This is a genomic window from Prochlorococcus marinus str. MIT 9313 (assembly GCF_000011485.1).
GTDB classification, from domain to species: Bacteria; Cyanobacteriota; Cyanobacteriia; order PCC-6307; family Cyanobiaceae; genus Prochlorococcus; species Prochlorococcus marinus_D.
Genome location: NC_005071.1, coordinates 313,137 through 333,113, shown reverse-complemented (window position 1 = coordinate 333,113; position 19,977 = coordinate 313,137). Strand labels below are relative to the sequence as shown.

At 45.7% G+C, this 19,977-nt stretch carries 20 protein-coding genes, 1 tRNA gene and 2 pseudogenes; 9 read left to right on the top strand and 14 right to left on the bottom strand.

Features of this window, described 5'->3' with window-relative positions; genetic code table 11:
• The first annotated feature begins 38 nt into the window (after positions 1-38).
• The 3 genes from AKG35_RS01555 (at position 39) to AKG35_RS01545 (ending at position 2,547) form a co-directional block, all read left to right on the top strand.
• Positions 39-392, top strand: coding sequence for a hypothetical protein (locus AKG35_RS01555; RefSeq protein WP_041384268.1), 354 nt, complete (start codon positions 39-41; stop codon positions 390-392).
• A gap of 88 nt (positions 393-480) precedes the next feature.
• Entirely contained in the window at positions 481-660 is a 180-nt protein-coding gene (locus tag AKG35_RS01550; protein WP_157859778.1) for a hypothetical protein, read from the top strand.
• Positions 661-2,229: 1,569 nt separating this feature from the next.
• The gene (locus AKG35_RS01545; RefSeq protein ID WP_236069629.1) at positions 2,230-2,547 is read left to right on the top strand and encodes a hypothetical protein; all 318 of its coding nucleotides are present in this window, start codon (positions 2,230-2,232) and stop codon (positions 2,545-2,547) included.
• 9 nt (positions 2,548-2,556) lie between these two features.
• Here the strand turns inward: AKG35_RS01545 and AKG35_RS01540 are convergent, their stop codons facing one another.
• From AKG35_RS01540 to AKG35_RS13430, 5 genes are all read right to left on the bottom strand, one after another.
• On the bottom strand, positions 2,557-3,825 hold the full coding sequence (locus tag AKG35_RS01540; protein WP_011129669.1) for a tyrosine-type recombinase/integrase: 1,269 nt from the start codon (positions 3,823-3,825) through the stop codon (positions 2,557-2,559).
• 186 nt (positions 3,826-4,011) lie between these two features.
• Positions 4,012-4,096: transfer RNA gene (locus AKG35_RS01535), tRNA-Ser, on the bottom strand.
• 35 nt (positions 4,097-4,131) lie between these two features.
• Positions 4,132-4,287, bottom strand: a complete 156-nt coding sequence (locus AKG35_RS12680) for a hypothetical protein (RefSeq protein ID WP_157859777.1) — start codon at positions 4,285-4,287, stop codon at positions 4,132-4,134.
• The gene (locus AKG35_RS13435) at positions 4,269-4,859 is read right to left on the bottom strand and encodes a hypothetical protein (protein WP_236069627.1); all 591 of its coding nucleotides are present in this window, start codon (positions 4,857-4,859) and stop codon (positions 4,269-4,271) included. Before AKG35_RS13435 ends, AKG35_RS12680 begins: the two co-directional genes overlap by 19 nt.
• Positions 4,781-5,725 carry a ComEC/Rec2 family competence protein gene (locus tag AKG35_RS13430; RefSeq protein WP_236069626.1) on the bottom strand — a complete coding sequence of 315 codons (945 nt, stop codon included), beginning with the start codon at positions 5,723-5,725 and terminating at the stop codon, positions 4,781-4,783. The genes AKG35_RS13435 and AKG35_RS13430 overlap by 79 nt, the downstream gene beginning before the upstream one ends.
• 74 nt (positions 5,726-5,799) lie before the next feature.
• Between AKG35_RS13430 and AKG35_RS13150 the strand changes: the two genes are divergently transcribed.
• The gene (locus tag AKG35_RS13150) at positions 5,800-6,006 is read left to right on the top strand and encodes a hypothetical protein (protein WP_162009606.1); all 207 of its coding nucleotides are present in this window, start codon (positions 5,800-5,802) and stop codon (positions 6,004-6,006) included.
• 206 nt (positions 6,007-6,212) lie between these two features.
• Here AKG35_RS13150 and AKG35_RS01515 read toward each other — a convergent pair whose 3' ends face one another.
• On the bottom strand, positions 6,213-7,241 hold the full coding sequence (locus tag AKG35_RS01515; protein ID WP_011129666.1) for a Fe(3+) ABC transporter substrate-binding protein: 1,029 nt from the start codon (positions 7,239-7,241) through the stop codon (positions 6,213-6,215).
• Between the two features lie 149 nt (positions 7,242-7,390).
• Here AKG35_RS01515 and AKG35_RS01510 point away from each other — a divergent pair, with 149 nt between their 5' ends.
• Both AKG35_RS01510 and AKG35_RS01505 read left to right on the top strand, forming a co-directional pair.
• Complete coding sequence (locus tag AKG35_RS01510; RefSeq protein WP_011129665.1) at positions 7,391-8,056, top strand: Fe2+-dependent dioxygenase; 666 nt, start codon at positions 7,391-7,393, stop codon at positions 8,054-8,056.
• A 96-nt stretch (positions 8,057-8,152) separates the two neighbouring features.
• The gene (locus AKG35_RS01505; RefSeq protein WP_011826666.1) at positions 8,153-8,401 is read left to right on the top strand and encodes a hypothetical protein; all 249 of its coding nucleotides are present in this window, start codon (positions 8,153-8,155) and stop codon (positions 8,399-8,401) included.
• Positions 8,402-8,750: 349 nt separating this feature from the next.
• Here AKG35_RS01505 and AKG35_RS01500 read toward each other — a convergent pair whose 3' ends face one another.
• Both AKG35_RS01500 and glyQ read right to left on the bottom strand, forming a co-directional pair.
• Positions 8,751-10,361, bottom strand: coding sequence for an iron uptake porin (locus tag AKG35_RS01500; RefSeq protein WP_011129663.1), 1,611 nt, complete (start codon positions 10,359-10,361; stop codon positions 8,751-8,753).
• A 153-nt stretch (positions 10,362-10,514) separates the two neighbouring features.
• A complete protein-coding gene (gene glyQ, locus AKG35_RS01495; RefSeq protein ID WP_011129662.1) occupies positions 10,515-11,417 on the bottom strand; it encodes a glycine--tRNA ligase subunit alpha in 903 nt (300 codons plus the stop codon).
• Between the two features lie 379 nt (positions 11,418-11,796).
• On the opposite strand from glyQ, the pseudogene AKG35_RS01490 reads away from it, so the two are divergent.
• A pseudogene (locus AKG35_RS01490) lies at positions 11,797-12,300 on the top strand (TVP38/TMEM64 family protein); the annotation flags it as partial.
• Positions 12,301-12,682: 382 nt separating this feature from the next.
• On the opposite strand, the gene AKG35_RS01485 reads toward AKG35_RS01490, so the two are convergent.
• Together AKG35_RS01485 and AKG35_RS01480 are read right to left on the bottom strand one after the other, a co-directional pair.
• Positions 12,683-12,943 (bottom strand): hypothetical protein, encoded by a 261-nt coding sequence (locus tag AKG35_RS01485; RefSeq protein ID WP_157859776.1) that lies wholly within the window; start codon positions 12,941-12,943, stop codon positions 12,683-12,685.
• Between the two features lie 126 nt (positions 12,944-13,069).
• Positions 13,070-15,394: a tetratricopeptide repeat protein gene (locus AKG35_RS01480; RefSeq protein ID WP_011129659.1), complete on the bottom strand. Its 2,325-nt coding sequence runs from the start codon at positions 15,392-15,394 to the stop codon at positions 13,070-13,072.
• Between the two features lie 853 nt (positions 15,395-16,247).
• On the opposite strand from AKG35_RS01480, the gene AKG35_RS01470 reads away from it, so the two are divergent.
• Positions 16,248-16,688, top strand: coding sequence for a hypothetical protein (locus AKG35_RS01470; protein WP_041384264.1), 441 nt, complete (start codon positions 16,248-16,250; stop codon positions 16,686-16,688).
• A gap of 961 nt (positions 16,689-17,649) precedes the next feature.
• Here the strand turns inward: AKG35_RS01470 and AKG35_RS01465 are convergent.
• The 4 genes and pseudogenes from AKG35_RS01465 to hisF all read right to left on the bottom strand — a co-directional run bounded on the left by AKG35_RS01465 (position 17,650) and on the right by hisF (position 19,698).
• Positions 17,650-18,036: a hypothetical protein gene (locus tag AKG35_RS01465; protein ID WP_236069623.1), complete on the bottom strand. Its 387-nt coding sequence runs from the start codon at positions 18,034-18,036 to the stop codon at positions 17,650-17,652.
• 42 nt (positions 18,037-18,078) lie between these two features.
• Positions 18,079-18,781: pseudogene (gene ubiE, locus AKG35_RS01460) on the bottom strand (bifunctional demethylmenaquinone methyltransferase/2-methoxy-6-polyprenyl-1,4-benzoquinol methylase UbiE).
• A complete protein-coding gene (locus AKG35_RS13605; protein WP_268869575.1) occupies positions 18,781-18,915 on the bottom strand; it encodes a hypothetical protein in 135 nt (44 codons plus the stop codon). The pseudogene ubiE and the gene AKG35_RS13605 overlap by 1 nt, the downstream one beginning before the upstream one ends.
• Before the next feature lie 12 nt (positions 18,916-18,927).
• Complete coding sequence (hisF, locus tag AKG35_RS01455; protein ID WP_011129653.1) at positions 18,928-19,698, bottom strand: imidazole glycerol phosphate synthase subunit HisF; 771 nt, start codon at positions 19,696-19,698, stop codon at positions 18,928-18,930.
• A gap of 56 nt (positions 19,699-19,754) precedes the next feature.
• Here hisF and AKG35_RS01450 point away from each other — a divergent pair, with 56 nt between their 5' ends.
• Positions 19,755-19,973 (top strand): cytochrome b6f subunit PetP, encoded by a 219-nt coding sequence (locus tag AKG35_RS01450; RefSeq protein WP_041374878.1) that lies wholly within the window; start codon positions 19,755-19,757, stop codon positions 19,971-19,973.
• The last annotated feature ends 4 nt before the right edge of the window (positions 19,974-19,977 follow it).

Genomic DNA, 19,977 nt, shown 5'->3' with positions numbered 1-19,977 from the left:
ATAAAAGAGACAAACTAAGGTAATGGTTGCAAACCCTAATGGAAGAAGGTAGTTGGAGTGAAAAGGATGGAGAAAAAATCTTCACCTATGAAGGTGCTGATTATGTGCTTGACCCAGAGCACTCAGGAACACTACTTATTACACAAAAATGTATTGATGACAATAAGTTAGAGATACAAGAATATAAGTTGACTAAATTATCTGATTACCCAGAAACTTATGAAGAAGATATAGAGGATGGATATGACTACGTACTCAGCATAGAACACCTCTGTGCTGTGGATGACGATGGGGACGACGATGATGAAGAAGCAACACTTGCTGTTAATAACTTACCTACCAACCTACTGGAGTTAGACGGATGTGAAGAAAAGTATTGGCGTTATGGGTAAGAAACTCTTGGGCAGTAGATCAAGTAACTGATTATAAACTTTGTTGTTTAACCTAAAAGTTATTAATATTGATTGGAGCATCAACGGCATGAGTGTTACTTGTATTCTTGTTTATCTTGGTGGTCAAACCTTTAAGGAGACCTATATGGTGAAAGACCTGCAATCAGCAAAGAAGACAGCGGAGAATGAAACCCCACCGCCAAGTTTGTTGCTAAACCAGTTTTTTAGTTCCCCTTATGCCACTTACACGACTAAGAAGAGTGCATGACTCGACGATTGATCGCTATAGAAGGTTGGGTCTGAACAACTCCACGATTGCCTGGTTGCTTTTTGCAGAAGGACTATTTGTGCTTCTGGTAGGCAAAGCGCTTGTGGGGTTTATTGCTTTATAGATTTTCTGGCATTTGAGTAGTAAGTGAGAAGTAGAAGAGTGAGGAAAAAGCACCACCGAGTAATCGATGGTGCTGTAATGGTCATAAAGCAGATTAAAGAGTACTGATTTATATCCTTGCCTTACTATTCACCAGTAGCATCAAGATGAATCTTGACACACATATTTGCAGTGAACGTTACATCATTCATGATAAACTTTTCTGCAATTGAATAAATGTCAGAAGAAGTCCACAGATGAGTACGCTTATAACGACCAGAAGGAGCAGGAACCTTGTTAGTTCTCAATAGATCTTGAAAAGTGCTTTCGCTATTGATCCTCAAAATTGCTTTTACCTGTACACGATTAAGTAGTGGAGCAGGAGAAACAACTGAACACATAGAAAAAGTAAATCAAAGGACTCGTAACGCAATTTCCCTGATAGTTCCAGGGGTTAATTAGGCGGTTTGCGTTCGCCCTTGCCGTTTGCTTTGGCATGAACCAGGGTGGGAATGTCTGGTTAACTAAAGGATCCCTTTCGGGCGAAGAAGATATTAGATTTGTATCGCAGAGAGGGTTGCTTGCATCACCCCGTATCGATACCCTTATTCTAACCTAATAGAACCCGACCCGCAACTACTGGCACACACACTGAAATAGTGATGCCAACTGTTCTGCTCCTTTTTATTATGATAACTAGACAACCATTTTGCTATTCATATGCGACCTTGATAGACCATTTTTTTTACCCCAGAAAAATTTTAATCCGAAGTGTATTCAAAGGTCGATCTGGTCCGCATATAGATTAGATTTATGGAACCTTATAAACCCACTATTGGATTACTCATCTACTTTCTATTGAAAACCTCTTGTATTAACTCTTCTAGGTAATCAAGTGGTTTAATGTGCTTCTTCTTTGATAGTTCTAATAGCATCTGATAATGGACTGCTGATAGTTTGATTGTGTTCATTATTGTTCCTCTTTAAATCATTCTGATCTTTGCAAATGCATCCCTTACAAGAGTCTTATGTAATCCACTGTAGTCATATCCATAATAATCTTGTAGTTCTTTTTCCATCTTTAATACCTTCTGTTCTGTTCTCTTATAGGAAACTGATTTGATTAGTTGCTTTGGTTCTTGAATTGCTTGCATAGTTCTTGTAAATAAAGTAAGGATGGTCCTGATTCTCAATTGATGCTTTATCGCTAGAAAGTAGTCTTAGGTAGTAAACGTACTTATATTTATAAATACTTTTAAAATCACCTTTGATCCTTAAGATGACTTTGAGAACACTTAAGTGAACTTAGTTAACTCAAGAAGTCCAAAATTTCATACCCACTCTATCTATACAAGTTGTTGACTAATTGTTGATATTGTGTTAAGTTATGATAACAAGTAGAGAGATAATCTTATGGGTTATGAGTTTAAAACTGATCTCAAAATTGAATATCCATTCTTCATTGAAATGGCATCAAGATTAGGTGGAATCAAAAGAAGAGATAATTTCAACGGCAAAGAGACCTTCCAGGTTCAATGCCCTAACTGCAAGAAGCACAAGGCAGTGATGGGTTATGCACGCTCTAAGGACACCTATGTGCTGGCATGTCCTGTTGATGGATGCACTCTCAATGGTGTTGTTCTCCATGACCTGATCAAGCGTTATGGAGGCACGCAGATGTTTGATGAGTGGCGTAAGGCGAGATGGACCAGTACCTACTCAGAAGACTGGTTGCCAATTAAGAGCAGGTGCAAGAAGGGTTCCTCGACCAATGGAACTGCTTGATGCCCCTTCTCAAACCTCAAGTCCTTGATCCAGGAGAGCATCACACCAGGCACGCATGAACTTCCACCTCTCATCAAGAAGTTGGGACTTGTCGTATGCCTGACGAACCTTGTCCCCAACTGCATGGTCCATCTGCCGTTGAATGACCTCAGCAGAGAACTTGAGGACTTCCTGCCCTGCTGTTAGTGGCAAAGAACGAAGTCCATGAGCGGTTTGCCTTCCTCCATAACCAAGGCGCACTTTGAGGTGTTGGTTCAGTGCTGACTCATCGATATGGGGTTTGCTTCTACCCCTTGGACTCCAGAACACATAATCCTGGTCACCATTGATTTTCCTCAGATGTGCCAGCAGATCCTTAATTGGATCAGTCAGAGGAACCCAATGATTCTTGCCACTCTTCATCCTGGATCCAGGCACAGTCCATAGGTTTGCTGCGTAATCCACTTCATCCCAACGCATTGGAACCAATGACCCAACACGCAAGAAAGTCATTAAATCCAACTTGATCGCAGCAAGAACCACCTGTGACCCATTCCCCTTATTGCGGTTTAGGTCATCCAATAACTGCGGCAACTCATCCCACGACAAACAAGGGTTGTGTTGGACCTCATGCCCTGCACCAACACTCCTTGCTTGCACTGCAGGGTTTTGACCTCTCTCCATCCATCCCCGTTCTATGGCGTAGTCAAAGAGGTGCCTCATCACACCAAGCACCTTCCTTGCCTGATTTAGAGACCCCCTCTTCTCTATGGAGTCAGTGATCTCAAAGACCGCTTCTCTGCCAGTCCTACCTTTTGATTTCTCATCCCATCCCAAACGACTAACAGGAGTACTTCCACCTAATGCAGGGATAATTTCATTGGACAACTTATTTTTCTTGTCCTTAATGGTGGTCTCTGATTGTTTGTATTTCGTCTTACATGCAATCAAATAAGAATCAACCAACTCATTAAGTGTTTGATCAGAGGATTGTTTTGCTAATTGCCTTTTCTCATCCTTTTGCAATTCTCTTGGATCTCTGCCTGTCTCTCTATACCAACTCCGCAAACGAAACCATTCATCTCTTGCTGCTTTGAGAGTCCACTGCCCTGGACCTTTGCCAAAAACGCCGATACGAACATCAATTTGCTTGCCATTAGAACGCATTTTCCCTACAAAACTCTTGCCACCACTACCTTTTACAGGTTCTACTAATACATATAGGGAGTCTCCCACGGACCTGCTGTACCTCTTTGACTTGACTGATAGTGACCTGACTTCCCTTTCTGTCAGACCCATCTAACGAAATCCACCAACATACATTTTATCCACCAACACAACCACAATATCCACCAACATATCCACCAACAAATCAAGCGCTTCGGAGGGGTTTTCCGAGGACCTCTCAGGACAGCGTCACGTCCCAGACACATTGCTATGAAAGCACTCTGAGACCTGTCAGGTCCCGGCAGCACAAACTAAAAACGGAGAGGGTGGGATTCGAACCCACGGACGGTTGCCCGTCAAACGATTTCGAGTCGTTCGCTTTCGACCACTCAGCCACCTCTCCAGACGCCCGTAAAGACGCAAGGAAACTTTAAAACGCTAGACCACCATGCTGAAGGAGCCGCTGGCTCTACCACTGACCCAAAGCCGCCCTGCAGTGTGTTGTAGCAACCATCGCCGCTCAAGAGAGGTTGAGACAAAGCCAAGCCATACCCCTGTCAAACCCTCTGATTTGACTAAAGGTTGACGCTCCACGCCATCCAAACCCTGGCGATCACGCCAACTCCAATAGGCCTGACGCGTTGGCGCAGATGCCAACGCAAACAACAAGCTCGCAACTGCAAACTCTTCTCTGCCGCAGCAATTGGTCTCACCTCCAGGCCAGGACTAACTAACAGCTGTCCAACATGCAAAGGCATCACACCCTGATGCTCAGCCAGCACGGTATGGGCCAGATTCCGCCAACAAGACGCCGCCTCACTGGCAACCAGATCCAAGACCATCGCCCAATCAAGACGGGCATGGCCAAACGCTTCACTCAGCCGACGAGCCTGCCAACAGCTACGACCATCTCCATGCGTACTAACCAAAACCGCCCGCCCACGATGCCTAGCTAGCAACCATTGATGACTGCGCTGATGCACCACCACGAGTCCATCGCCCATCTGTACAACAGCCTGCGATAACGAACAAACCAACAACGCAACCACTCCCCAGTGACGCCAGTGACGCCAGTGACGCAATCCCGTTACCAACCAAAGCAGCAATCCCAACACCAACAACAGCACCAACCAAGGCTGGGGATGACCGGTGAACAACTGCGCCATTGGCCAAGTGCAGATCCAAAATGAACAATCTGTAGTGGCAGCGTCCAGACGATTGCGGACAAAGGAACAGCCAGCGCTGGTGCCAACCCTCGAAGCCATGTAGGTAGACGCTTGGATAGAGCCTGCTCTAGAGGCCCTGCTGTGATGACCAATCCTGCAGTAGCTGCCGCACTCAATTGAAAACCAATCGATCGCGCCCAGGCGGGATTCACCAACAGCATCAGCACCAACGTCGCTAGCAACACACCTAGAGGACGACTGCGGCCTCCGCCTTTGTTGATCAACAACACCGTGCTACCCATCAACACAGCTCTCACAACCGACGGTTGTGGTCCGGCCAGCATCAAAAAGCTGATCAGTGCCGTTGAAGCAAACGTCAAACGGAGGGGCCTTGGCAGCAACCGAGCAATCCCCAGCGACGCTCCCAACAGCACAGAAAGGTGAAAACCCGAGGCCTCCAAGGCATGGAAAAGGCCAGCAACGCGGAACGCCTTCACCAAATCAAGCGGCAGATCAACTTGGGCACGACCCAGCACCAAAGCCGCCAGCAATCCTCCCGAACGGGTCCTGCCAGTTGCTTTAAGCGCATGGCGAGCATCAGCGATGGGCGTCCAGGGACGTTGCAACACCTCAACCTGATCTCCCCAGAATTGGCTCCAACTTCCCTGCTGTTGAAGCCGCTCCGCTGGCCCAGGCAATAGCGGATGAGGCCCTAGAGCCGGAGCGCGCAACTGACCATGCACACGGATTCGCCAACCCTGCTGCAAAAGCTGAGGGCAAGGTCGTAGCTGAACTTCACTACGACCATGGCGCGACAAGCCATTAATCCGGTGCACCGCCAACAAGGCACGACAACTATCAGCCACAAACCTGCTATCACGAAGCAATCGGCCATCACTCAGCAGCCGGCCTTCGAGGCTGCTTCAAAGCGGTAGGCGCGATGAACCATCAAAAAGAACCGGCACTCGCCAACAAACGCACAGGGTCCAAAGGTCCAGGCCTCGGCTGCCCCCACCAGCAAGCCCATGCCAACAACAATGGCAACATCAACGCCAATGCTGTAGCCCTGCTTTGGGTCATGCCGAGACGAATCAAGCAGAAACGAGCCGTGATCAGCAACCCCACAGCAACGACAACCATTGCTTGAGAAGGAAAGGGCTGGGCACCAAGCACTAGTGCTGTAAGGGCCAAGCCTGCAACAAGCAAATGCGAAGAAAACCCTCTCAAACAAACTCAAACGACTATCTCGAGAATTCCCCTCTCTGCGCTTCGCAGTATGCAGGGTTCAAGGAAGAACCTGGCAAAGGATCTCCCTAAGAAGGGCTCTAGCCCTGAACCCACAAGCCTAAAACCCTATTTCCAACCTGATTGAGCCATCAACTGAATCGCCTTGGAATTATTCGCTCCGAGCTGGCTAATCGTGACCCGATCGGGGCGGAAAGTGCCGAACTTTTTGAGTTCTAACGACGTGCCATAGCCATTCAACGGATGTTCATAGGTGGGGCCAGCCATGCCTTGACTGCCATCGGGTGAAGCAAGAAATTCAAGCAACTCAATCGCCTCCTTCTTATTCTTTGCATACCTAGCCAACCCACCAGCACTGACATTGACGTGAGCGGGATCAGGTGTGATTACCGTGAGCTTATTAGCAAGAGCCTTGTCTTTCGATCCGCTCACACCAGCACGCATCCGCGCAACATAGTAGTGATTAACGATGCCAACGCCGCAGATGCCTTGTGACACAGCACGAGCCAGGGAGACATCTCCTCCAAAGTAAGGCTGGGAAACGTTAGAGATCATTCCCTGTAACCAACTCTTGGTTGCCGCCTCACCGCGCAACACAAGCTGATCAGCGACTAACGATTGGTTGTAGACGTTGTTGCGCTTGCGTAGACACACCTTCCCTTGAAGTGAGGGACTAGCCAAATCGGCATAAGTGCGAATACTGCCGACGTTCACCTTCGATGGATTGGCAACAATCACCCGCACGCGACGGGTCAGGCCATACCAACGACCTCGCGGATCGCGATAGGCACTGGGGACTTCGCTATCCAATTTTGCTGAGCGCGAAGGTTGCAAAAGACCCTCTTTTGCTGCATTACTAATCCGTGCAGCATCAACAAGGATGATCACATCGGCCTGAGAGTTTGCCCCCTCTCGTTTAAGACGCTCTAACAATGAAATCCCAGAAGATTCGATCAGCCGAACCTTGATCCCTGTTTGCTCGGAAAATTTCTTATAAATTTGACGATCAGTGTTGTAGTGCCGACCTGAATAAACACGTACTTCTCGAGCATTCGCAACACCGTTTTGGCTGAATCCAGTGCCAAGGGCGAGAACGGCCGCCAAGCCTGAATACGTAAGACGCGCCTTCAAACCCATTGCCAACAAACCATTAACGTTGCAAGCCTCACCCTATTGAGAGCACTCAAAGCCTCCTTGCGCATTCCATACCAGCTGCTGTAACAAATGATGCGCTCACGACCCAAGAGGCTCAACGCTCTGATGATGGAATTTCCTCAGCAATCTCTATGGAGCCCCTGACCCATCCATTGCTTGATGAGGCAACTGTGAGCCAATTGCGTGCAACTCTCTTGGCTGACGAAACCTCATGGCAGGACGGACGTAAAACAGCGGGCTATCAAGCAGCCGAAGTCAAGAACAACCTCCAGCTGGATCGCAACTCAAAAACCGCCAAAGAAAACAGCCAGCTGGTGATTAAGCAGCTCGAATCGGATCCGCTTGTGAAGAGCTTTGCCTTGCCAAGGCACATCCACGGGGTGATGTTCAGTCGGTCCGGCATTGGCCAGGGCTATGGAATGCATGTCGACAATGCCTACATGAGCTCAGGGCGTAGCGACCTCTCCTTCACGCTGTTTCTAAACGAGCCAGAAAGTTACGAGGGGGGGGCTCTGTGCATTCAAACCTTGCAAGACAGCAAACAAGTGAAGCTGCCAGCTGGCCAGGTGATCATTTATCCCAGCACAAGCCTGCATGCCGTGGAAACAGTCACTGCTGGTGAACGGCTGGTTTGTGTTGGCTGGATCCAGAGCTACATCAGCAGCAATGAAGACCGCACTATTCTGTTTGGCCTCAATGCTGGTGCCCGCGCCCTTCTTGCCGAGCATGGCCGTTCACCAGAACTGGACTTGATCTTTCAGGCCTACACCAACCTGCTCAGGCGCCTCGGCAGCTGAAGCCAGAGTCATTTGATACCAAGCCAAGTAACGAATCGCCAAACAATGGTGGCGTGGAGGAGCCAAAATGTATGTAGATTCACTTATCTGCAAAGCATGAGTAAAAAGTCTCCTGTAGCAATATTTCTTGCAGCTTCTGCACTGCTGGCGGCAAACGCACTTCAGCCAAATCTCAGTCACGCTGGCGAAGGCGGTGAAGGTGATATGGGTGGACTGAAAGAGTGGACCACTGATCAAGACATCGATGCTGAAAGCAAACCTGATGAAGATGCGAAGAAAGCTGCCAAAAAAGCAAAGAAATCTAATATTTGCGTCCCGATCGGCGAAGGAGAAAACTGCTGGTGAACCTATTCTGAAATAGTTTTCAAAAACACCGCTCTAAACGAAGACAATCAAGCTCATTCACAAGGCTTCTTCTGATCAGGAAGGAGCCTTTTTTATTAAGGCTAATAAAACTAATCTACTCAGAAAAGAGGCAATACTAATCCTGAAGAAATAGGGGAGCCATAGTTTCCCATCACTGTGATCGTGGATTGATTGATAAAAGAACAAGAGCTTGTTTGCGTGATGAAGTCTTCTGCTTTGCTCTCTTCAGCTTTAAATGACTTGCAAAGACAAAAAAAGGCGCCCGCTCTAGGGGCGCCTTGATGTTCTGACGAACCAGGGGGGGGGGTGATCCCCTCCCTCGCTCAGATCAGAACTTAAATGTCGTTTGAACGAGGCCACCGAAGGTACCGAAAGTATCAGCTCCTTTGCCACCGTACTTTGTAGCTGTTCCTGTTTTCTCTCCAAACGGACGGCTCAGATAGAAAACAGCTGGTGTCACAGAGATGTTATCTGTGACCTGGAACTTGTACCACAGCTCGAACGCCATGTTGCCGTCATCAGGAGTGTCATCACCCTTCTGTTGGGTCACCCACTGAAGCTCAGAGACTGCAGCGCCAAGGGTATTGCCCTCAATGAAGGCATCCTTCCACATCATGCCTGCGAACCAAGCCATGCTTTGCTCGCGGGTGCCATCTGCTGCCTCATCTGGCAGGTTGTAATCAGTGAAGTCGTAACCAACACTGAAGGAAGGAATCAAGCCTGGCTCATCTGGCTGCCAAAAAGCTCTAAACGCGACTCCATTGGAATCAGCACCACAAGAACTTGTGCCTCTGCACTTGCTATAGACGCTGGCACCACCATCTGACGTACCAAAGCCTTGAGTCATGCCTTGTTGGGTGTAGGCATAAGCCGCAGAAACTTGCCACTGAGGATTGCCGTAATCGACCTTGGCGAGAAACTTACCTTTGGAATTACCGTTGCCTACACCACCATCAGAAGGATCACCATTGTCGCCTTCTTTGGCCACATAATTGGCACTAATGCCAAACCTGGCATCCATCGGATCGTCGACTGGCGACTTCCAGGCCAAACCTAAGCCTTGCCCTGTACTTGCACCGTAAACACCATAGTTACCACCCAACTTGAAGGCTTTCAAGATTGGCTGGTAAAGTGATGGTGCACTACCAAGCATGTAGTAGTTTTCAATCTTGGCACCAATCCAAGCAGTGAAGTCGTCACCAATGGGGAAGGTATACCAAAGCTTGTCGACTTTAACGACATCTTGATTGTTATTGGCAACATTCAAGTAGGCGGGCTTCACATAACCCTTGCCACCAAATGCACTATCTGCAAAGTTACCTGTCTTCAGACGAGTATAGAGAAGATCCTTACCCGTGAAACTGGTGTTCAGATCTAACTGCAGAGTGTAGTTGAAAGTAAGTGCGTCAGTTCCCAGATAGTCCCCATCATCCGTAAGGTCATCGGTCTCGTCACCGGTATAGCTGGTTCCGCCAAGAACCATATGGGCCTTACCGTTCAGCTTGGTAGTGGTGGAGAACTGAGTGGCCTCGAGTTCACCAACGCGGGCTTCTAGCCCATCAACACGGCCCTTGAGGATGGCGAGCTCCTGCTCGAATTCCTGCATCAAGCGACGCAGTTCGTCAGTTACCTCAGTGATGCGATCGAGGCAGGCATTCAATAGAGCAGCCGCTTCAAAGCGGGTCATTGCTCTGTTGCCCAAGTAGCTACCGCTTGGATAGCCAGCTACACAGCCGTAGCGCTCAATCAGGTTGCTCAGCGCCTGATAAGCCCAGTCGGTTGGGTAAACATCTTGGAATTGGGAGATGCTGGTGACCTGCTCGCTGGAGGCCGAATAATCGGACACACCTTTGATGTCTAGGTCTGCGGCATTAGCAGCCATGGGGGCCATCAGGCCCAAGGCAGCAGGTGCCACCAGCAATTGCTGGAAGAGTTTCATTTAGTTCCTCACACAAAGAGCCCAAAACATGGGCCAGCAAAAGATAGTGAAAAGATCAGTGTTCACAACGGACACAATTAACAGCCCTAAGTATCAATTGATACAGGCAAGGTCAGGTGCGTGAAAACAGGCCCTTGAATTTTATTGAGTCATTTAAGATTGCAATGGCTGGTCTAAAGGAAGTGCCTTGTTATTAAGCAATGGGAATCCCATTGCCTCCCTTTCTGTTAACCAAGCCTCTGCCACCCCGCGAGCCAAACTGCGAATTCTGCCAATCGTGGCTGTTCGCTCCGTGACCGAAATCACGCCACGAGCCTCCAGGAGGTTGAAAGTATGGCTACATTTAAGAACGAAATCAAGTGCGGGTGCTGGAAGCTGCTTTGCGATCAGGTCTGACGCTTCCGCTTCATAAAGATCGAACAACTGTTTAAGGCGACTTGGATCCGATGATTCAAAATTAAAGTCGCACTGACCCTTTTCTAGAGAAAGCCAGATATCGCCATAGCTTCGTTTGTTATTCCAGCTGAGATCCCAAATATTCTCAACATTCTGTAAATACATGGCCAGTCTCTCAATGCCATAAGTGATCTCGATCGGCACAGGGCTGCAATCAAGACCACCACATTGCTGAAAATAAGTGAACTGTGTAACCTCCATACCATCAAGCCACACTTCCCAACCAACCCCCCAGGCTCCAAGAGTGGGTGATTCCCAGTTGTCTTCTACAAAGCGAATGTCATGTTCCGCCGTACAAACTCCTAAAGCTTCAAGCGATGCAAGATACGTCTCCTGAATACCAACTGGAGAGGGCTTGATCAATACCTGATATTGAAAATAGTGTTGAGCGCGATTGGGGTTGTCGCCGTAGCGACCATCGGTCGGCCGACGACAGGGCTCTGGATAAGCCACAGCCCAGGGCTCTGGTCCAATAGCGCGCAGAACGGTATGGGGACTCATCGTGCCGGCACCCTTTTCCGTGTCATAAGGCTGCAACAGCACACAGCCCTGATCAGCCCAAAAGGAATTCAGGGTCGTGATGATGTCCTGGAAGTGCACTAGCGTTGTTCTGAGGGGCTTTGATCGTAATTATATTGTATTCCTACTTATCCATTACCTAAGCAAAAGCTTGTTTAATTCGGATAGACTCGAAAACATGCAAATGCTATAGTCAGTTAGTTAAATCCACTAAAAAGTGATCAGAATACAGCTCAATCGGACGAAATACTCTTATTTAATAATCAGCATACTCATAGTAGCTCTAATGATTTATATTGCTCAATTTCTTGATGTATCAACGATAGGAAGTTGGCTAAAAGCTATCGATGGCGGAGTTGAATCGTTAGGGCTATGGGCAATTGGGATTATTTTCGCCCTACGGTCAATAAGTATCATCATTCCAATACTTCCTGGCACATAATGCTCTGTTCTCTCTGGTTATTTCTTTGGATTCCAACAAGGCTTGTTGGTTATTTTCGTAGCAGATCTGGTCGCTTGTTGTTCTTGCTTCACCCTTTCCAGGAAATTTGGCAGAGCTTTAATTGAGAAACTCGTAGGTAAGAATCTGATGAATCGTGTTGAAAATTTTAGCAAAAAACATTTAGAGCAAAACTTTTTCTTGATGACAAGTTTTTTAATGTCGAATTTATTTGATTTTGTTTGTTATGGATTAGGACTTACAAAAGTTACATGGAAAAAGTTTCTGCCTGCATTATTCTTTAGCATCATAATATCAGACGCCCCATTTGTTGCAAGTGGATATGCACTAAAACGCCTTGGAGGCATTGAAATCCAAGAAATTATTAATGGGAATATAAAGGCACTCCAGGGACAACCTCTAACAATATTCATTGCCTCTATCACAATAATATTTTCTCTGGCAATAATCAATATAGTCCTACAAAGAAGGCAAGATAATACCAAAAGAACAGCCAGTCAATGATTATCTCTTAAAGAGAAAGTCTTTGCAATTGTTTCTTTCAGCATCTCATTTCTAGATCATCAAATCAGAACAAGGTTAAGGCTCATTTATAGCCTTTTGATGTCATAGTCCGATTAGATTAGAAGAATGCGAATCGCAGAAAGTCATTATTCTATTCTCCAAAGTATATCTGCTTGTAGCAACTCAATAAAAGAATGGTAAACACCTAAAGGAATTAGAGCTATAAACCTATAGAATTTTCAAGATATAAAACAGTAAAAAATTCAAGGAAGTTCTAGTGAGCAGTATTTACACTACCTGATTCAAGCAGTCTTGGTGAATACATTAACAGCGAGCGAACAAACAATACGCTTTGAAAGCAAACAGCAAGATTAAGACAAGACTATTTATTTAGCATGTATGTAAAGTATCCAATAATTGCAATATTAACACCAATTAATCCAAAGAAGATCAACAACGGGTTCTGCATTCCCGCTGGTGCAGATAATTGTAGGCCTAACACATTAAGCACCTCTTTTTTAGGCATATCTTTTTCTTCTTTATCAGTTGCGAGCAAATATGGTATTCCAAATCTATTTTTTGGCGGCTCGAAGGCTTCCGTTTGGTCGTTACTCGAACTTGCATTGCTCTCAGGATCTTCCATGATCATTGTATTGATTATGAGCCAACATTATACCATTGGACTGGTTGCCAGGCAATCCACCCATATAAGCATGGTGTTCAACACCAAAATGATCATTATTTATGCAGAATATTTAGGCATAAGCCATTATCTTTGATTCGTCCAAAATTGGTACATTTGTCGAAAGGTGTTGGGATTGACTTGTTCATACTGTTGCCAATAGCCGAGGTCAGTCTGCATTGAATCAGATGGATAAGCTCTGCCATAATCCTTTTTAACAAAACTGGGTAACACAAAGCCTAAGAATCTAAGTTCAAATTGGTCAAGCAGAGATGCTATCATCTCTAGTGAATAACGATGTTCCATAATATGAAAACAAAGATCTCTACACATAGAAGTTGTGTAAAAGTCTGGCCAGTTTGAGATTGAACTAATGTTCGGATATTCACCATTAATTATTTTGTTCCTAAATAGACGAATACCTTCATTACTAGCCTCAAAAGATTCAGATTTAATAATTTTCCTAGCCTCGACAATATCTTGACGTGCTAACTCACTATAAAATCCTAATTTGAGCATTCCATCCGCTGCGAGTATTTTAAGTAGAGATTGCAGACCTTCAGATGGATCCTTCATATGATGAAGAACACCCGTACATTCTATGAGATCAAACTCTTCATTTAGTTTCGGAAGATCAAGAATATCCATCTCAATAAATCTTATATGCTCAATTCCATATTCATGAGCCTTACGCTTTGCATAAGCGATACTAGAAGAGCTGAGATCGATAGCAGTTAATTCAGAGTTAGAATAAGAGAGGGCATCGAATATTTGCTGTCCTGTTCCACAGCCAGCTATTAAAACTCGAGATCTCTGATTGGGCAAAATAATTGAGACCCGATTAGGGTTTATTTCGTTGTTAATCGCTGAAGATATAGTTTGAACATTTTCACATGAATAAGAAGCATATCTCCAACGCGGATAAGGGTTCTCTTCATACTGCTTTTTAACCTGAATAGAAGTACCATCATCTATAGATCCATATTTAGGAATAGATGCTGCAAGCTCATGTTCGCGTTCTGGTTCAACGAGTTGCATTATTTTTAAATTATTTAATTTCTCATTTGCATCGATGAATCCTCTTAATGAAGGGAACTGTTCACAAAGATGAGTAATGGGTATATAACAAGCTAAGATGGAAAGAGTTTTCAGATCAAAGTCACTTCTCAAGCAAGAAAGTTTAAACTGTTCGATTGCATCCAATTCTTGCTTGGTGCATGTAAAAATATATTCATTAAGGAAACACTGCTCCGCAAGAGCAATAGTCAAGTCAATAATCCTTTTATTAAAAACATTATTTTGGATTGAAATGCATATTTGCTTGCGTATATTAGTCAACGCCTTCTCCCAGGCTATTGTGGTGAATAACATCAAACCAAGAGCACTGATGATCTCATCATCAGCAAGAATTTTTTGAAAAGATGGGTGGTCAAATAAATTATGATTAATGCCTGAAATGTTGTCTAGTGTTTTTTCAGAGATCAAGAGATTAATTGCTGAAAATAGATTTTTATGTGCAATATCATTTCTCTTTAATAGGCCACGAAGCAAAACTCTAGACTGTCGTTCAGGCAAGAATGAAAGATCAGATTCCTCAAGTAGAGAGTTAAGAAGCAAATATGATGATTGCTTTTGTGGGTAAAGCTCAATTTCTCTTGTTACATGAAATACAGCCTCCTCAATTCTACCAAGGTCCTTTAGAATTATAGAAAGGTTTAAATTGACATCAGGCAGATCGGCCTGTAGATGCATTGCCTTTCTTGTATTCGCTTCTGCATCAGTTAAATCACCTTGGTCTTGCAGGATACCACCTAGATTCAGATAAATACTTGCTGAATCATCTTGCAATTCAATTGCCTGGCGTGTTGTATGTTCTGCTTCATCTAGTTTGCCTTGATTCTGTAGGATCTGACCAAGATTAACGTATGCATCAACCAAATCTGGCTGAAGTTCAATGGCCTTTCGGGTTATATCTTCTGCATCAGTTAGTCTTCCTTTTTCTCGTAAGACTAAACCCAAGTATGAATAAGCATTGGCAAGGTTAGGCTGTATAACAATTGCCTGGCGGATCGCTGCTTCAGCATCATCTAACATTCCTATCTGAAAGAAAAGATATCCCAAGTTTGCATGTGAAAAAGCATGGCGTGGAAATAGTTTGATGCTTCTCTTATAGATGTTTATTGCCTTGTCAATCTCTCCTTGGGATTGACAGATCAATGCGAAATTAGAGAATACATCTGGATCACTTAAACCACTATTAATAAATTCCTGATAGGCTTTTTGTGCCTCATTTATATTGCCTTGTTGGTGATGTTTAAAAGCGATAGCCTTGAGTTGATCAGGCGGTATTCGGGCAAACTTCTTGGAGGGCTGTTTATTTTTTATTTCTTTCTTTTCTCCAAATCCTTTCATGTTCGCAACGAGATATTCTTCTTTAATCTAATCGCCAAAGAAATTCTTGAACCTTGAAGGTAATAGCATGAAATGATGGACTTTTTTGATAGGCAAGAGCTCGACAAAAGAAAGGGAAAGAATCCTTGGACCTCAGAAGAACCGAGAATGTCATATTGAGGTTTCTTCAAGGAGATCATCGACAATTAAAGTCTGCCAATTCATTGACATTAATGCGTCAATGGCATGACATAATTCCCAAAAGCAACAGTCAAGGCATTGAAGCAAGTATTCCCCTTACTCCCCTTATTGATATGGACAGTACTTGTCCCATCCAAGGCAAATGAGTTCAAGTGCCCAGGAGACAACAACTATGAGCTTAGCTATTGCGCCTCCCAAGCCCTTAAACGATCAAATAGCCGTTTAGAGTCTCAACTAAAAGCTTCGACCTTTGAGGTCTGGAAGAGTGCGATCGGGGAGGTTTGCGCCGAAGCATATGCTGCATACAGTCAAGGTACGATCTATCCATTAATGATCATGAGATGTGATGATAACTTAAACCAAACTCTTCTTGAAGAAATGAAGGAACTCGGTGAACGTCAATAGAGAAAAGTAAAGCATAAAATTTTGCAGGGTATATATCACCCTCTTTGAGGTAGGATATAAAGCTCTATTCAACGATATTAGGGAGGTAGGAGGAGGACTATAAGCTGCCTAAATCCGTGAGCTAGCTTCTAACATAAATGATAAGTTCAAAACCATTTGATATTTCTAATGAAAAGCACTTGATAGGCTTGAAATGATTTCTCTACTCATCACACCAGCTTTTGGTGATCAGCTCTACTTCTACGAGTAGGATGATTGATGGAATTTGATGACCCTCATGCCAAAACCAATAGAGTTCAAAGAATTCTACGAGCTTCTCAAGGCAGCAAAGAATGGTAACAAAAAGGAGAGAGAGAAATTAGAGTGGATCTTGGCAGAATATGAACATGCAGAAGGCTCTGAAAGTGCTTACGATGAATTAGGGCAGGTTTTTTGCCATATAGGGGTGATGGGTCTATATGACTACGCTGGTAGTGATGATATTCAATTTATTAGTCGCTTAGAAAAATCTGTATGGGATTACCTTGAAATCAGAGTAGGAATGAGCTTAACTCAACACATGGTAGAAACAATGATAGAACATGCTAAGCAACATGAATTATCAACAAAAATGTGTGAAAAATGGGATATATCTAGAGAAGAGCTGGCAGAGAACATCGAGGATTTAGCGGTTTATGTTGCCGAGGGCATCATAGAAGTTATCGATTAGGGCAAGTTATTGCTATCATTGAAATCCTTTCTCTTCATCATTCGATCAGCTCATAAGTGCAACAGAACCTTTTGTTCTGAGCAAGAGTTAACTTGAAAACAACTAAAGATCTCTTCTCAACATTGACCATACTTTGGAATCGTTGATCCTATATTTATCACTCAGAATTCCCAGTAATCATAGCATATTTTGCAAATTAAATGATGATGGCAATAGCATTAGGGCCATGCAGGTTAATTTGGCCTATGCCGCCAACAATTTCAAGATCAGAGCATGACCAAAACACCTTTCTGGCAAGGCATGATTCTTCAATAATGAGCTAAGGCTGTTTTTAGCACAATTCATTCACTACAATAAGCTTTTTTATTGTCTAACGAAAAGCCAATAAAACATCTTGTTTTGCTACTCACAAGCATTTTATTCACACCAACACCAATTGACGCGAATCAAGATAAATGGGGCAGCAAGGTAACTCCAGGAGCTTGTTATTACCATCACATGCACCAATTAATTTGCCCTTCTCAATGGCCAAATCCTGCAAGCAGAAGTGATTGCCATCTTTCATGATGGTTATTTTTAGTGATTTCAAATGATCTTGTAGATATCAACAGGCGTGAAAATGGAAGTCTTGTTATCTTTACTGCAATCAGCCTATTTATGCCAAATTAAAGTTTGCTTCTGCTCCTCGAAACAAGAAGATTTTGCTAATTTAGTTTGGACGTTTACTTTGGGGAAGCGGTAATTTTAAGTTGCGAAGATATTCCGTTTTTCAACCTGGCAGAAGTTTTCTTAGCATGGTTTAAGAATGTAAAGCACCGGAGGGTGAAAGCTGATTTGAAACGAGACAAAAAGCCTGATCTCTCTGCCAACAAGTCAACTACTAGTTAAGCAAAGTAGCAGACATGCTCATGCTCAGAAGAGTTATTCCCTTATCAAGGCCTTCCTTGATGGCGTGAATAACTCAACTGCTAAGAGCAAAACAGCGATCGAGGTGTGCAACAGCACCATCAAGGTTCGAGTGACTGCCGTTCAGACCCATCATTCCCAGCCAAAACCTGTCATCACCTTGAAATACCAGCACAGGCTTCGCTCCCCCACCATCATGGTCATCAAGGAGTGCCATGCACAACCGTTCAACCACAATCTGACCATTGGGGCGTGCCCGCACCATGCGCAACAAAGAATCCACCTGCGAAAAGGGCACAAAGGTGGCCTGCTGAGAATCAGTCACCAAGATCAAGCCATCAAGCCACTGCACCTCCAAAAGCAAGTCCTTAATTGAGGAGAGAAGAGAAGGAAGAGGGAAGGCCACAGCGAACTGCGTCTTAATATTTTCTTCATAAGTCATCGATCCGTCTTTTCGCAAGAGTCTTTTTGCTCTATCGGCTCATCAAGCGGTAAGCAGCAAGGCCCCCATCTGTCCCGCAGCCAGAGGTCGATGGCTCGCTGCGGCAAATCCCGCGTCCCGAGCCAGTCGCTCCTGAACCTCTCCCTTTGGGAACTGCTGCAAACTGGCCTCCAAATAGGCGTAATGCTCGCGCAGACCCACCTGGGCAGCTACCGTCACCACCAACCTTCGCAGATAAAACCGCTGAAAACGTGCTGCCAAGGAACCCTCGCCCATGCGATTGAAATCAAGGACGCCTGCCCGAGCACCAGGTCGCAAAAGGCGTCGAAGCTCTATTAACCCAGCGCCTGGATCCGCCAAATTGCGCAGGCCGTAAGCCATCACAGCACCGTCAAAACGATGGGAAGGCAAGCCAGTATCCAGAGCATCTCCCTGCAACCAGGAGAGGGGCAACCAGGGCTCAACCGCGGCGCGGCGCCTTGCCACGGCTAGAGGTGCCGCAGCCGCATCTAGCCCCCAACACAGACCCTCCAGGTCGCAACCTGCGGGCCAATGCCAGTGTCAGATCACCAGTACCGCAGCAAAGGTCAAGCCAATGTTCACCTGGAAGCGGAGACAACCAGGCCAACAACTGGCGTTTCCAGATGCGGTGCAAGCCAAGACTCAACAAGTCGTTAAGCCGGTCGTAATTAGGAGCAACCGCATCAAACAACTGCTCCACCGCCTGGGGGTCACCAGGCCTCATCAGAAGATCCCATCCAGGGGCGTGAACAATGCTTGGAGCAACTGCTGCGCCCAAGGGTGATCGATGAGCAACACATCCAAAAGCAGTCTTGCCAACAAAACTTCTGCCAAATTTAGGAGTGTGTTGCTGAACACAAAGACAAAGCCTCAGAACTCAAGAGGCCGAATCGACAAACCTCGCATCAGCAGATCAGTCTTAATTTGCTCCACACTCAGCACGCCATCGTGAAGTAGAGAGGCCAACAATGCAGCTGAGGCCTTGCCAATCGTGAAGGCTTCTGCGATGTGATCTAGACAACCTGCACCTCCCGAAGCGATCACAGGCACCGGCACCGCTTCCACGACTGCTTGCGTGAGCTCCAAGTCATAACCAGCCTGAGTTCCATCTCCATCCATTGAGGTCAACAGGATTTCGCCAGCACCAAGTTCCGCTGCCTGCCGAGCCCAGCTCACAGCATCCAAACCGGTGTTTTGGCGTCCACCCTTAACAAAAACATCCCACCCCGAGCACTCAGGACGACGCCGAGCATCGATGGCCACCACAATGCACTGACAGCCAAAACGGTCGGCTCCCTGCGCTACGAGATCTGGATCCCGCACCGCAGATGAATTAAGACTCACCTTGTCGGCTCCAGCCCGAAGCAGCTCTGTGATGCCATCCAAAGAGCTGATACCCCCTCCAACTGTGAATGGAATGGTCACAGCCTCAGCAGTACGTCGAACTAACGCCACCAGCGTGGCCCGACCTTCATGGCTGGCGGCGATATCAAGAAACACCAACTCATCAGCTCCAGCCTGGCTATAGCGGCAGGCGAGCTCCACGGGATCACCCGCATCACGAAGGCCCACAAAGTTCACGCCCTTCACAACGCGACCATCAGCCACGTCAAGGCAAGGAATCAAACGAAGCGCGACCATTGGAATAAAGCAGTGACGACTGTTAAGGTTGCGCCACCTTCTAAGCCTTGCAGGCCATGTCCCAGGCTGCCACTTCCTACAGAATCGGCTCCAAGGTCCGAGTCTCTCGCGTTCGTGATCGCATTCCAGCCAAACTGGTAGAACTGCTCAAGAAATCTGACGTTGGCAGGGTCACCGGCTACAAAATGACTGACGGCATGGGCATTGGCTTGGTCGTAGAACTTAGCGATGGCACTGTCAGCTGGTTCTTTGACGACGAAGTTACCTCCGCCTGAGACG